This window comes from Mesorhizobium sp. M0894 (genome assembly GCF_040319725.1).
Classification (GTDB): Bacteria; Pseudomonadota; Alphaproteobacteria; order Rhizobiales; family Rhizobiaceae; genus Mesorhizobium.
Map to the genome: position 1 here is coordinate 64,787 of NZ_JAMYOG010000012.1, position 12,503 is coordinate 77,289.

General features: G+C 62.4%; 11 protein-coding genes. 6 read left to right on the forward strand and 5 right to left on the reverse strand.

The window, feature by feature from the left end; genetic code table 11:
* The first annotated feature begins 73 nt into the window (after positions 1-73).
* The 3 genes from NKH91_RS22120 (at position 74) to NKH91_RS22130 (ending at position 3,417) form a co-directional block, all read left to right on the forward strand.
* Positions 74-2,185 carry a S9 family peptidase gene (locus tag NKH91_RS22120; RefSeq protein WP_352848206.1) on the forward strand — a complete coding sequence of 704 codons (2,112 nt, stop codon included), beginning with the start codon at positions 74-76 and terminating at the stop codon, positions 2,183-2,185.
* A gap of 79 nt (positions 2,186-2,264) precedes the next feature.
* Positions 2,265-2,891 (forward strand): LysE family translocator, encoded by a 627-nt coding sequence (locus NKH91_RS22125; protein WP_352848204.1) that lies wholly within the window; start codon positions 2,265-2,267, stop codon positions 2,889-2,891.
* A 142-nt stretch (positions 2,892-3,033) separates the two neighbouring features.
* A complete protein-coding gene (locus tag NKH91_RS22130) occupies positions 3,034-3,417 on the forward strand; it encodes an SET domain-containing protein (RefSeq protein WP_023718410.1) in 384 nt (127 codons plus the stop codon).
* A 12-nt stretch (positions 3,418-3,429) separates the two neighbouring features.
* Here the strand turns inward: NKH91_RS22130 and NKH91_RS22135 are convergent, their stop codons facing one another.
* The 4 genes from NKH91_RS22135 to NKH91_RS22150 form a co-directional block, all read right to left on the reverse strand.
* Positions 3,430-4,380, reverse strand: a complete 951-nt coding sequence (locus NKH91_RS22135) for a cytochrome c (protein WP_352848201.1) — start codon at positions 4,378-4,380, stop codon at positions 3,430-3,432.
* Positions 4,381-4,389: 9 nt separating this feature from the next.
* On the reverse strand, positions 4,390-4,833 hold the full coding sequence (locus tag NKH91_RS22140; RefSeq protein WP_352848198.1) for a c-type cytochrome: 444 nt from the start codon (positions 4,831-4,833) through the stop codon (positions 4,390-4,392).
* 174 nt (positions 4,834-5,007) lie between these two features.
* Positions 5,008-5,604, reverse strand: coding sequence for a superoxide dismutase (locus tag NKH91_RS22145; RefSeq protein ID WP_023718413.1), 597 nt, complete (start codon positions 5,602-5,604; stop codon positions 5,008-5,010).
* A 107-nt stretch (positions 5,605-5,711) separates the two neighbouring features.
* A complete protein-coding gene (locus NKH91_RS22150) occupies positions 5,712-6,590 on the reverse strand; it encodes a branched-chain amino acid aminotransferase (RefSeq protein WP_023718414.1) in 879 nt (292 codons plus the stop codon).
* Between the two features lie 151 nt (positions 6,591-6,741).
* Here NKH91_RS22150 and NKH91_RS22155 point away from each other — a divergent pair, with 151 nt between their 5' ends.
* The 3 genes from NKH91_RS22155 to NKH91_RS22165 all read left to right on the forward strand — a co-directional run bounded on the left by NKH91_RS22155 (position 6,742) and on the right by NKH91_RS22165 (position 10,457).
* Complete coding sequence (locus NKH91_RS22155; RefSeq protein ID WP_023718415.1) at positions 6,742-7,404, forward strand: haloacid dehalogenase type II; 663 nt, start codon at positions 6,742-6,744, stop codon at positions 7,402-7,404.
* A gap of 174 nt (positions 7,405-7,578) precedes the next feature.
* Positions 7,579-8,403 carry a L,D-transpeptidase gene (locus NKH91_RS22160; protein WP_352848195.1) on the forward strand — a complete coding sequence of 275 codons (825 nt, stop codon included), beginning with the start codon at positions 7,579-7,581 and terminating at the stop codon, positions 8,401-8,403.
* Positions 8,404-8,699: 296 nt separating this feature from the next.
* Positions 8,700-10,457, forward strand: coding sequence for an adenylate/guanylate cyclase domain-containing protein (locus tag NKH91_RS22165; protein ID WP_352848192.1), 1,758 nt, complete (start codon positions 8,700-8,702; stop codon positions 10,455-10,457).
* Between the two features lie 248 nt (positions 10,458-10,705).
* On the opposite strand, the gene NKH91_RS22170 is transcribed toward NKH91_RS22165, so the two are convergent.
* A complete protein-coding gene (locus NKH91_RS22170; protein ID WP_352848189.1) occupies positions 10,706-12,238 on the reverse strand; it encodes a helicase HerA-like C-terminal domain-containing protein in 1,533 nt (510 codons plus the stop codon).
* Between the last annotated feature and the right edge of the window lie 265 nt (positions 12,239-12,503).

The following is a 12,503-nucleotide window of genomic DNA, read 5'->3' on the forward strand; positions in this document are numbered from 1 at the left end:
AGATCGTAGCCCTTGAACCCGCGCTGATCGGCGTGTTCATTCGCCATTCAAATAACTTCCACAGCGAGACGCAATGACCAGAACCTCAGTGTTTCCGACCGCCACCCCGCCGCAGCCGGAGAAGCGGCCGATCTTCGACACGCATCACGGCATGACGCGGACGGACGACTATGCCTGGCTGAGGGCCGTGAATTGGCAAGAGATGTTCAGGGACCCGTCGCTGCTCGACGGCCAGATCCGCGCCCACCTCGAAGCCGAGAATGCTTACCAGGCGGCGCTGATGGCCGATACGGTCCAACTGCAGAAACAGCTTTTCGCGGAAATGAAGGGACGCATCAAGGAAGACGATTCTTCCGTGCCGATGAAGGACGGGCCTTACGCCTACGGCTCCTCCTTCAAGCTTGGCGGCCAGCAGCCGCGTTATTTCCGCACGGCGCGCGACGGCGGCGACAAGCAGATCTTGCTCGACGGCGATGCCGAGGCCGAGGGCAAGCCCTATTTCCGCCTGGGCGGCGTCGATCATTCGGACGACCACCGCAAGCTGCTCTGGGCCTTCGACGACAAGGGTTCCGAATTCTACACGCTGCGCGTCCGCGATCTCGCCGGCGGCAACGATCTGGCGGACAGGGTCCCCGACACCGGCGGCGGCGGTGTGTGGGATGCCGGCAATGACGGTTTTTTCTACACCCGCCTCGACCCCAACCACCGTCCTTCCAAAGTGCTGTTCCATGCGCTTGGCGATAGTCCTGAAAACGACCGGCTGATCTACGAGGAAACCGATCCGGGCTTCTTCATGGATGTCGGCGGCACACGCTCCAACGAGTGGATCATGATCGGCATCAACGACCATGAGACCTCGGAATATCGCATCATGAACGCCAACGAACCGTCCGCAGAGCCGAAGCTGGTTGCGGCACGCCAGACCGGCTTGCAGTACGACCTTGAGGAAGGCGGCGACATCTTCTTCATCCTCACAAATGCCGACGGCGCCAAGGACTTCAAGATCATGACGGCGCCGGCCCATGATCCGGTGCGCGCCAACTGGCAGGAACTGGTGCCGCACGAAGCGGGCCGGCTGATCCTTTCGGTAATCGGCTTCAAGGACCACATGGTCCGGCTGGAGCGCAAGGAAGGCCTGCCACGCATCGTCGTGCGCGATCGCAAGAGCGGCGAAGAGCACCTGATCTCCTTCGACGAGGAAGCCTTCTCGCTCGGCCTGTCCGGCTCCTACGAATACGACACCGAAATCATGCGCTTTTCCTATTCGTCGATGACGACCCCGGCGCAGGTCTTCGATTACAACATGCGCACCCGCGAGCGCGTGCTGCTCAAGACCCAGGAAGTGCCGTCCGGCCATGACCCGGAGCACTATGTCACGCGCCGGCTGATGGCGCCTGCCGCCGACGGCGAACTGGTGCCGATCTCGCTCCTCCATCACCGCGACACGCCGCTCGACGGGTCGGCGCCTTGCCTGCTTTACGGCTACGGCTCTTACGGCATAGCCGTGCCGGCCGCGTTCAACACCAATTTGTTTTCGCTGGTCGACCGCGGCTTTGTCTACGCGATTGCCCATGTCCGCGGCGGCAAGGACAAGGGTTATGGCTGGTACGACGACGGCAAGCGGGCGAACAAGATGAATACGTTCACCGATTTTGTCGCTGCCGCCCACCACCTCGTCGCCGAACGCTATACGCAGCATGACCGCATCGTTGCGCAAGGCGGTTCGGCCGGCGGCATGCTGATGGGCGCGGTCGCCAACATGGCGCCGCAATGCTTCGGCGGCATCGTCGCCGAGGTTCCCTTCGTCGACGTGCTCACCACCATGCTCGACGCCAGCTTGCCGCTGACGCCGCCGGAATGGCCGGAATGGGGCAACCCGATCGCCTCGGCGGAGGATTACCGGACCATCGCTGCCTACTCGCCCTACGACAATATCGCCGCACTCGACTATCCGCCGATCCTGGCGCTGGCCGGCCTGACCGACCCGCGTGTCACCTATTGGGAGCCGGCCAAATGGGTGGCGCGGTTGCGCGACCGCAAGACAGGTGGGAATCCGGTTCTGTTCAAGATCAACATGGATTCAGGCCATGCCGGCGCCTCCGGCCGGTTTTCCAGGCTGGAGGAAATCGCCTTCACCTACGCCTTCGCGCTCAAGGTGACAGGCAAAGCCGAACCAGCCGCGTGAAGTCGGGGGAGAGCGGTCATTGCCTTCCGTTCCAAGACGTGGCTTTCATTCGCGGTGAGAGTTGCGGAGACGCCCACCAATGATCGATCTCACCACATTGATTGCGTATGTCGCGGTTGTGCTTGGCTTTGTCTTCATCCCCGGTCCGGCCACCCTTCTGACCGTGGCGCGGGCTACCAGTTCCGGAACCAGGGTTGGCATCGCGACCGGCGCGGGGATCGCGGCCGGCGACGTGGTTCACACCTTCATGGCGATCGTCGGCATTTCGGCGATCATTGCCACGTCGGCGGCGCTTTTCAGCATCGTGAAATACATCGGCGCAGCCTACCTCATTTATCTCGGCATTCGCGCGATCATCGAGAAAACGCCTGCCTATCCGGCCGCCGGCGCACTTGCGATCCCCGCTGCCAAAGCATTTCGGCAGGCTGTTTTGACCGAGGTTCTCAACCCCAAGACCGCGCTTTTCTTCCTTGCATTTCTTCCGCAGTTCGTGCGGCCTGAAAACGGATCGGTGATGCTTCAACTGGCGACATTGGGCGTGATCTTTGTTCTGTTGGGCCTCATCAGCACGCTGGTTTTCGCCGTGGGTGCGGGCGGCCTCGGTGCATTCCTGCGCCGAAACCCGACGGTGCTGAGATGGCAAGGCAAGGCTGTCGGCGGCATCTATTGCGCCTTGGGCATCCGGCTGGCGCTGCAACAGCGCTAGGACCTCGACAGGCGACGCCGTATGAGGCTTCGGATAATGGGCAGGCACAGCTGATTTTCCGCTCGCAATTGCAAAGGCCGCGCGCTACCCAGTGCGCGGCTTTTCACAGCCGCGCCAACACACAATCACCCAGGGATCTGCCATGTTGCTCGTCGATGTCTATCTCGACAAATCGCCCATCCAGGGCATCGGCGTCTTTGCCAAAAACCACATTGCCCGCGGCACGCTGGTCTGGAAGCTCGACCCGAAATACGACCGGCGCATCGAGGTGGAGACCTACGAGCGGGAAACCGGGCCGGTCAAAACCTATCTCGACCGCTACGCCTATCCGGACCGGCGCGACCCGAATTACATCGTCTTCGAAGCCGACGATGCGCGCTACATGAACCATGCCGACAGCCCGAATTGCGACGTCTCGCAGCCGGAGGAGACCTATGCCTTGCGCGACATTGCGCCCGGCGAGGAAATGACCTGCGACTACAATCACTTCTTCGAAACCGGCTTCGACTTCCTCGGCGACCGCTGACCCAACGGCCCGTCAGCTCGCCGGCTTCTTGCGCGCCGGATAGCCGTTGGGATGCGGCGGCACGGCTTTCAGATAGGCGGCGATCGCCGCGCGGTCCTCCGGGGTCAGCACGGCCATGTTCCGTTGCACGTCGACCATCGCGCCGCCGACCGTATCGAAGTCCGGCGTGAAGCCGGTTTCGAGATAGTTGGCGATGTCGGCTTCCGACCAGTCGGCGATGCCGCCCTCGCCCGACGTGATGTTGGGCACGATGCCGCTGCCTTCCGCGGCCGCGGCGCCTGCCAGCCACTGGCTCTTCCTGGTACCGCCGGTAAGGTCCCGCGGCGTGTGGCATTCGCCGCAATGGCCGGGGCCTTCGACCAAATAGCGGCCGGCCTGCACCGGCTGCGGCGTGCCTTCGGGAAAGGAAACGACCGGCTTGTCGCTCAGATAGAGCAATTTCCACAGACCAAGGCCGCGTCGGACGTTGAAGGGAAACCCCAGCGAATTGGCGGGTGCCTTGCCGGCGACCGCGGGCAAGGTCTTCAGGAACGCATAGAGATCGGCAATGTCGGCCGGCTTCATGCGCGCGTATGAAATATAGGGAAATGCTGGATAAAGATGCCCGCCCGACGGCGACACGCCCTTCAGCATGGCGTTGGCAAAGTCTTCGACCGACCAGGCGCCGATGCCGTCCTTGGTATCCTGCGAGATATTCGGCGGCACGAAGGTGCCGAATGGCGTCTTGAGCTCGAGGCCGCCGACCAGCTGAAGGCGAGCGTCGCCTTGCGAGCCAGGCTTGGCATGACAGGATGTGCAGCCGCCAGCGTAGAAGATGCGGTTGCCCCTGTCAGCGTCACCGGGGCCAAGCTGCGCCAGCGTGGCGGCACCGAGCCTGACCGGAGCCGACAGGAACCAGCCGGCAATCGCGGCGACGCCGCCCAGAACGAGGGCGGCGCCGACGAGTTTCTTCAGCAAGGGCATTGCCCGCTATCAGCCTTTTTTCACCCTGTAGCTTTGATGACAGTTGCCGCAGCCGCCGCCGATGGTGTTGAACTGTGCCTTCAACGCGTCGGCATCCGCAGGTGCCGCGGCGACCGCCGCCTTGACGTCGGCGAGGTACTTGCCTTCAGCCGTCTTGAAGCCGGCCATGTCCTGCCAGATCTTGGGAGACGCCGTGGTGTCGCCGGTGTCGCTGCCCGCCGGGAACAGCGCGTCGACGCCGGCATGGAATTTCTCGGCATTGGCCTGCAGTGCCTGCAACGCCGTCAGCACCGAAGCTGCGTCGTAGGGCGTCTCGCCCTTGACCACTTTCGACAAGCCGGCGGCGATCTTGCCACGTTCCTTCATCAGGGCCTGCCGGTCAGCGACCGGGTCGGCAAATGCCGCCGAACCGGCGAAGGCGAGCATCGAGATGGCGAGGATAAGCTTTCTCATTCACTTGGCTCCATGTTGAAGGCAATTCAGGGTGCGGTCCCACCCCGATGACAAACGGCAAGGATGGCTTAAAAATTCCGACGCTTCGCCTCACGCTTGCGTGAAATTTTTGCAACTGTCGTTCTGATGCTGAAAAAGAAAAGCCCCGGTTCTGCCGGGGCTTTCTGGAACGGATCAGGCCTTTTCGTAGAGTTCGAGCACATAGTCCCAGTTGATGAGACTGTCGACGAAGGCTTCGAGATATTTCGGCCGGGCGTTGCGATAATCGATGTAGTAGGAATGTTCCCAGACATCGACGCCAAGGATCGGCGTCGCGCCATGGACGAGCGGGTTCTCGCCATTCGGCGTCTTCGAGATCGCCAGCTTGCCGTCCTTGACCGAGACCCAGGCCCAGCCCGAACCGAACTGGGTGGTGCCGGCGGCGATGAAGTCGGCCTTGAACTTGTCGTAGCCGCCAAGATCGCTGTCGACCGCTTTTTGCAAGGCGCCCGGCAGCTTGTTGCCGCCGCCGCCCTTCTTCATCCATTTCCAGAAATGGATATGATTGTAGTGCTGGGCGGCATTGTTGAAGAGCCCCGCATTCTTGCCGAAGGACTGTTTGACGGCCTCTTCGACCGACAAATCGCCCAGGCCCGCCTCGGCGGCCAGCTTGTTGCCGTTGTCGACGTAGGCCTTGTGGTGCTTGTCGTGATGATATTCCAGCGTTTCCTTGGACATATAAGGCTGCAAAGCCTCGTAATCATAGGGCAAGGCGGGCAATTCAAAAGCCATCGGTCGTACTCCCTCGTGGAAAATCCGGTGTCGATACCGGACTAACATAGGACTGGATTGGTCTGGAACAACTCCGGAAACGAAGCGCCGGGCCGCTTTTTAGCGGGTCAGCCGGGCGAAGTCGAATGCGCCCATTCCCAATAGAGTTCGCGCGCCTTCTTGGCCACCGGCCCGGGCTGCAGATTGCGATCCTCGATACGGGTGACCGGCACGACTTTCGAGTGGTTTCCGGTCGAGAAGATTTCGTCCGCCTCCAGGAAATCGCGGATCGACAGCGTCTTTTCCGTCGTCGTGAAACCGTACTCGCCAAGCAGGGCCATGGTGCGCGCGCGAGTGATGCCGGACAGGAAGGTGCCGTTCGGCGCCGGCGTCAGGACATGGCCGTCCTTGACCAGGAAAATATTCGAGGTCCCGGTCTCGGCGACATTGCCCAGCATGTCGAGCACGAGCGCATTGTCGAAGCCGCGCATCTTGGCTTCGAGGATGGCCCGGCCGTTGTTGGGATAAAGGCAGCCGGCCTTGGCGTTAGTCGGCATGGTTTCGATTGTCGGGCGGCGGAACGGCGACACCGTCACCGAAAAACCCGCTGGCGAGATCATCGGCGATTCATAGAGGCAAAGGCAGAAACGCGTCGAGGCCGGGTCGGCCGGCACGCCCATATAGCCGCCATGCTCGGCCCAATACATCGGCCTGATGTAGACCGCTGTGTTGCCGTCGAACTTCTTCAGCCCGTCCCAGGTCAGGCCGACGATCTTGTCGGTGCTCATCGTCGGTTTCAGGCCGAGCGCGATCGCCGAGGCGTTCACCCTTGCTGCATGGCGATCGAGGTCGGGAGCGACGCCCTCGAACCAACGGGCGCCGTCGAACACGCTGGTGCCGAGCCACATGGCATGGCTGCGCGGCCCGAGGATGGCGACGTTGCCCTCATACCAGTCGCCGTCGACGAAGGTCCATGTCGCGGATTGCGCCGCAGTCGCCAGTGTCATTGCCAGGTTCCGTTCGATGCTTGTTGCGGCGCATTGGAAGATGCTTTGGCGGCCGCCGTCAACCGGTTTGGCTGAGATTTGTTGAGGCCAGCGGGCTGGCGGACTGCAATCGGCGCTTGCGCCTTGCCTTGCGCAGCCTCAAAACTGTCGCATGCACCATGCAGCTTACGTTTTCGACGCCTATGGCACGCTGTTCGACGTGCACGCGGCCGTGCGCCGTCACGCCGACCAGATCGGGCCGGACGGCCAGTTGCTGTCCGAGATCTGGCGCGCAAAGCAGCTGGAATATTCCTGGGTCAGGACGCTGATGGGGGCCTATGCCGATTTCTGGCAGCTCACCGAGCAGGCCCTCGATTTCGCCCTGCGCAAGGTTCCATCCGCCGATGCCGGGCTGAAGGCGAAGCTGCTCGAGGCCTATTGGCGGCTGGACTGCTATCCGGAGGTGCCGGCCGTGCTCAAGGCGCTCAAGGCATCGGGGGCAAGGCTGGCGATCCTGTCCAACGGTTCGCCTGAAATGCTGGAGGCGGCCGTCAAGTCCGCCGCGCTCGACCAGGTCCTGGACGACGTCTTTTCCGTCGACAGCGTCAGGCGCTTCAAGACCGACCCGTCGGTCTACGACATAGTCACCACGGGCTGGCGCCTCTATCCAGGCGCTGTCTCTTTCCAGTCATCCAACCGCTGGGACGTCGCCGGCGCCACCAAATTCGGCTTCAGGACGGTGTGGATCAACCGCGCCAATCACCCAGAGGAATACCGGGATTTCCCACCGGCCCTGATCCTGCCGTCCCTTGAAGGTCTGGTTGCCGCGGTTTGACACCGGAAATGTTGCGTCGGCGCAACAGTGGCGATCCAGTCACAGCTTTGCCTTTGTTTGTCCACCCTGCGGCCAGAATTGGAACCGCCTATCGCGCCGAGCATTGCTCGAGCACCTGCGCACAACAGGACGCATTCATGCTTTGTTGCGATTTGAGACTTAAAAAAGGCAATCATGTTCACACCCCAATCGTCCTCTCTGCGCCTTAGCCGTCGCGGTTTCCTCAACGCAGCAGCGCTTGGCGCCGCCTCGGTCGCCGTCTCCAGTTGCACCACGTTGTCGCAACAGCCGGTCGAGCCACCGCCGCCGACCTATGTCGAGCCGGCGCTCGGCGACTATGTGACGATGTATGGGCCGATGTCCGATGGCGGCTTCGAGCTGCCGGCCATACCGGTCGACAAGATCGACCCGCAGTTCCTGCGCCAGATCGTTGACGATCCGACCGGGCAGCAGCCGGGCACCATCGTCGTCGACACCACCAATCACTTCCTCTATCTGGTGCGCCCGGGCGGCCAGGCGATCCGCTACGGCGTCGGCCTCGGCCGCGCCGGCTTCGAATGGTCGGGCGATGCGGTGGTCCAATGGAAGCAGAAATGGCCGAAATGGACGCCGCCGGACGAAATGATCTCCCGGCAGCCGGAGTTGAAACCCTACAGCGCCGAGAATGGCGGCATGCCCGGCGGGCTCAAGAACCCGCTTGGCGCGCGCGCGCTCTATCTCTTCCAGGGCAACCAGGACACGCTCTACCGCTTGCACGGTTCGCCGGAATGGCGGTCGATCGGCAAGTCGGTGTCGTCGGGCTGTGTGCGCCTGATGAACCAGGACATCATCGATCTCTATGATCGTGTGCCGAACAAGACCCCGGTCGTGGTGACGGCCGACATCGGCCAGCCGATGGTGGCGACAGCAAACCGCAAAGCCATTCCGATCGACGCCGGCGTGCCGGAAGGGTCGATCCTGCTCGGCCCGATAAAAGCGGTAACGAACTCGATCTTCTGAGCTGGTCGAAAGCACAGGGGCGGGATCTTCCTCGCTCCTGCTGGTTTTGCTGAGCGTCGGCGTGCCCGTACCGGTGCCCGCCTTTAGGTCCGATGCTTACGCCGAGCAGCGGATTTTGCCGCACTGTGTGCAGACGCCACCAGTGACAGCTTATGACCCTTGTCCGACATTCGGGCTCTCATGCAGCAAGGTACACAGACCCGAAAAGCCGTCTTTCAGGGGCGGCGGCAATGGCATCAACCTGCGACCTGCTGTAAGCTTGGTAAAGCGGGTAACAATCCCCGAAGGATTGGGGGATGGAACGTCATCTCGCAGCCGTCCTGATTGCCGATGTCGTCGGCTATGGCCGCTTGAGCCAGATCGACGAGGAGGGTACGCGTGCGCTTTTCCGAACCGACCTGAACGAAGTATTCGAGCCAAGGATCGCTGCGCACCATGGTCGACTGGTGAAAACCATGGGAGATGGGATGCTGGTCGAGTTCCACAGTGTGGTCGACGCCCTACGCTGCGCGGTCGAAATCCAGCAACAGAAGGCGGAGGTGAACGTTCTCACGCAGCCAGAACGGCGGCTTGATTTCCGCATCGGCATCAATCTGGGCGATGTTATCGTTGAGGGTGACGACATCCACGGCGATGCGGTGAACATCGCCGATCGGCTGCAAGGGCTGGCGGAACCTGGAGGAATCGCGATTTCCGCCACCGCCTGCGACCATGTGAGGGGAAAGGTGCCGATCGGCTTTGCCTCACTCGGCGAGCAGAAAATGAAAAGTATCGCCGAACCGGTTCGCGTATACCGTGTCTTGATCGACCCCGCTACTGCGGGCAAGATCGTCGGTGCCAAACCAGGCCTTTCTGCCGGCGACGACAGTAAGCCGCCGGTAATTGCGGTTTTGCCGTTCGAAAACCTGAGCGCCGACGACGGCTGGACGCGGCTGGCAGACGGCCTGTCGGCCGACATGATCGGCGACCTAGCGCGCTATCCCGACCTTGCGGTCATTTCGCGCCAGACCATGCAGTCCTATCGGGGACGGGCGAGCGACACACGCTCGGTTGGACGGGAACTGAACGCCGATTACCTGCTGGAAGGTACCCTCCAGGCGATCGGACAGCGTGTCCGCGTCGCGGTGCAGCTGGTCGACACCCGGACCGGAGCCAACCTCTGGTCGGCGCGGTTCGACGAGTCGACCGATGATTTTTTTCTCATGCAGGACAGGATCACACAGAACGTCATCAATGCCCTGGCAGGCACTTTCGGCAAGCTCGCCAATCTCGGGCGCGAGGTGGCTCGGCGGAAGCCTCCCTCGAGCCTGGGTGCTTACGACTGCTATCTACTCGGGGTGGAACTGCACGACAGATTCACGACTGATGCGAGGGCAGAAGCCATGCGCATGCTGTCCCGCGCCGTGGAACTCGACCCCGGCTTCGCGCGGGCCTGGATGACGTTGGGATTGGCACATGCGGTCGATGCCTTCAATGCCTTCACGCCAGATTCAGCCGCTTCGGTCGAGCGCTGGCGAGAATGCGTGGAGAAGGCTCTGGCGCTCGACCCTGCCGATCCGATGACGCGCCTTTACATGGGCGCTCTCCGCGCCATTGACGGCGATATCAGCGGGGCCGCAGAGGAATACGACCGGGCGCTGGCCCTGGCACCCAATGACGCCGATGTGCTGTCGATGCTTGCCTCAAGCCGGGCTCTCGTGTGTGGAAATCCGGAAGAAGGCTGTGCTCTTGCCGAACGGGCGCTTCGCCTCAATCCGCAGGCTCCGAGTTGGCACTACGCGCAGCTCGCGCGGGCCCGTTTCGTCGCCGGTCGGTATGCCGACAGTCTATCGTCGCTGTGCCAAAGTCCGCCGGAAAGTCCCGTCACTCTGATGTTCCGTGCCCTGTGCCACGCGCTGTTAGAAGAGCCCACACAGGCGCAGACGATCGCCAGGCGGATTGCCGTCGAGTTTCCAAGGTTCACCGTCGAGAACTTCATCCGAACCTATCCCGTCACCAATCCTCTGGCCCTCGCTGCGATCAAGGAAGGGGCTCGTCGCGCAGGTATAGCGTAGAGCCGAAAACGGTGCCTAGCTGAGGAGGAGGACGCGCTTCCTGGATATGCCGTTTGGTAAGCCGCCCCCCGCTTCCGGCACAGGCTGAAGGTCTGCTTCGTAGCGCTAACTGGGCGCTGGCGTGACCTCTGCTAAGCTTCCGCTCCTGGCGCATAGCCGCCGTCCGCTGTCCTCCAGATCTGGCTACTGGCGCTTGATGCCAAGACAGAATTTGCCAACACCGATGCCCGCCTTCGGTCCGATACCCCTCACCGCCCCCTGGACAGGCTGCCGAGAATCCCGCGGACGATCGCTCGTCCGACCGACGAGCCGACCGAGCGCACGACTGATTTGATCGCCGCCTCCGCCACCGTCTGGCGGTTGGAGGGGCGCGGCGCGCGGCGGCCGCCGGTCGGCTGGGGATCGTCATTGCCGAAGCCTGGAATGGTCCAGCGTGAGCGGCCGGCCTCCTGTTGCTGCGCCTGTGCCTCCTGGGCGTCCTTGGCCTTTTTCTGCAGGATCTCGAAAGCCGATTCGCGGTCGACGGTCTGGTCGTACTGTCCGGCAACCGGGCTCTCAGTGATCAGCTTGCGGCGCTCGTCGGGCGTGATCGGGCCAAGCCGCGACGATGGCGGGCGGATCAGCGTCCGCTGCACCATGGACGGCACGCCCTTGGCTTCTAGCGTCGAGACCAGCGCCTCGCCGGTGCCGAGCTGCGTGATAACGGTTGCGCAGTCGAAATCGGGATTGGGCCTGAACGTCTCGGCCGCCGTCTTGACGGCCTTCTGTTCGCGCGGCGTATAGGCACGCAGTGCGTGCTGCACGCGGTTGCCCAACTGCGCCAGCACCGTTTCAGGGATATCCAGCGGATTTTGCGTGACGAAATAAACGCCGACGCCCTTCGAACGGATCAGCCGGACCACCTGTTCGACGCGGTCGATCAGCACCTTCGGCGCGTCGTCGAACAGAAGATGCGCCTCGTCGAAGAAGAAGACCAGCTTCGGCTTGTCCGGGTCGCCGACCTCGGGCAGTTCCTCGAACAGTTCCGACATCAGCCACAGAAGGAACGTCGCATAGAGCCGCGGATTCATCATCAGTTTGTCGGCGGCGAGCACGCTGATGGCGCCGCGTCCATCGCGCGTGGTGCGCATGATGTCGGCGATCCGCAATGCCGGCTCGCCGAAGAAATTGGCAGCGCCCTGCTGCTCCAGGACCAGCAGCGTGCGCTGGATCGCGCCGACCGAAGGTTTCGTCACATTGCCGTAGCGGGCGCCGATCTCTTCGGCGCGGTCGGCGATGTTGGCAAGCAGTGACTGCAGGTCCTTCAAGTCGAGCAGCAAAAGGCCTTCCTCGTCGGCGATGCGGAAGGCGATGTTCATAATGCCTTCCTGCGCCTCGGAGAGGTTCATCAGCCGCGACAGAAGCAGCGGCCCCATCTCCGAGATGGTGGCGCGGATCGGGTGACCCTGCTCGCCGAACAGATCCCAGAAGATGACCGGAAATTCCTGGAACTCATAGGGATCGAGCTTGACCTGCTCGGCCCGCTTGACCAGAAAATCCTGCGCTGTGCCCATCATGGCGATACCCGACAGATCGCCCTTGATGTCGGCGCAGAATACCGGCACGCCGGCATTGGAGAAACCCTCGGCCAATATCTGCAGGGTCACCGTCTTGCCGGTGCCGGTCGCGCCGGTGACCAGGCCGTGACGATTGCCATATTGCAGCAAAAGCCGTTCCGGCCGCTGATAGCTGTCGTCCGGCTTGCGGCTGGCTCCCATGAAGATACTGGTGTCGTCGGCCATGTGTCCGGTCTCCGCAAACCTATAGGGTTGAATGCCCTGATCCCCTTGAAGAAAAGGGAGGCCCGCCGCAGGTATAGTGAGGCCATTGCGCAGCGACAATGGGCATCGTCGAAAATGGCTTTTGGAGCTTGCGGAACCTGCCCATGTTTGGCAATCGGTTGACGGTCACCGTCACGGAAGGCGAGTTGCACGGCATGTGTGCTGCATTGTGATATGGGACCGGGGACCGTAGACTGACATAGTAGGCTGACACGGCCACTAGAAC

Bases quoted from the DNA above. Each gene is read 5' to 3' on its own strand.
- NKH91_RS22150 (WP_023718414.1), bottom strand. From the start codon at position 6,590: ATGACACTGGCGACTGCGGCGCAATCCGCGACATGGACCTTCGTCGAC.
- NKH91_RS22160 (WP_352848195.1), top strand. From the start codon at position 7,579: ATGTTCACACCCCAATCGTCCTCTCTGCGCCTTAGCCGTCGCGGTTTC.
- NKH91_RS22140 (WP_352848198.1), bottom strand. From the start codon at position 4,833: ATGAGAAAGCTTATCCTCGCCATCTCGATGCTCGCCTTCGCCGGTTCG.
- NKH91_RS22155 (WP_023718415.1), top strand. From the start codon at position 6,742: ATGCACCATGCAGCTTACGTTTTCGACGCCTATGGCACGCTGTTCGAC.
- NKH91_RS22135 (WP_352848201.1), bottom strand. From the start codon at position 4,380: ATGCCCTTGCTGAAGAAACTCGTCGGCGCCGCCCTCGTTCTGGGCGGC.
- NKH91_RS22130 (WP_023718410.1), top strand. From the start codon at position 3,034: ATGTTGCTCGTCGATGTCTATCTCGACAAATCGCCCATCCAGGGCATC.
- NKH91_RS22165 (WP_352848192.1), top strand. From the start codon at position 8,700: ATGGAACGTCATCTCGCAGCCGTCCTGATTGCCGATGTCGTCGGCTAT.
- NKH91_RS22120 (WP_352848206.1), top strand. From the start codon at position 74: ATGACCAGAACCTCAGTGTTTCCGACCGCCACCCCGCCGCAGCCGGAG.
- NKH91_RS22125 (WP_352848204.1), top strand. From the start codon at position 2,265: ATGATCGATCTCACCACATTGATTGCGTATGTCGCGGTTGTGCTTGGC.
- NKH91_RS22145 (WP_023718413.1), bottom strand. From the start codon at position 5,604: ATGGCTTTTGAATTGCCCGCCTTGCCCTATGATTACGAGGCTTTGCAG.
- NKH91_RS22170 (WP_352848189.1), bottom strand. From the start codon at position 12,238: ATGGCCGACGACACCAGTATCTTCATGGGAGCCAGCCGCAAGCCGGAC.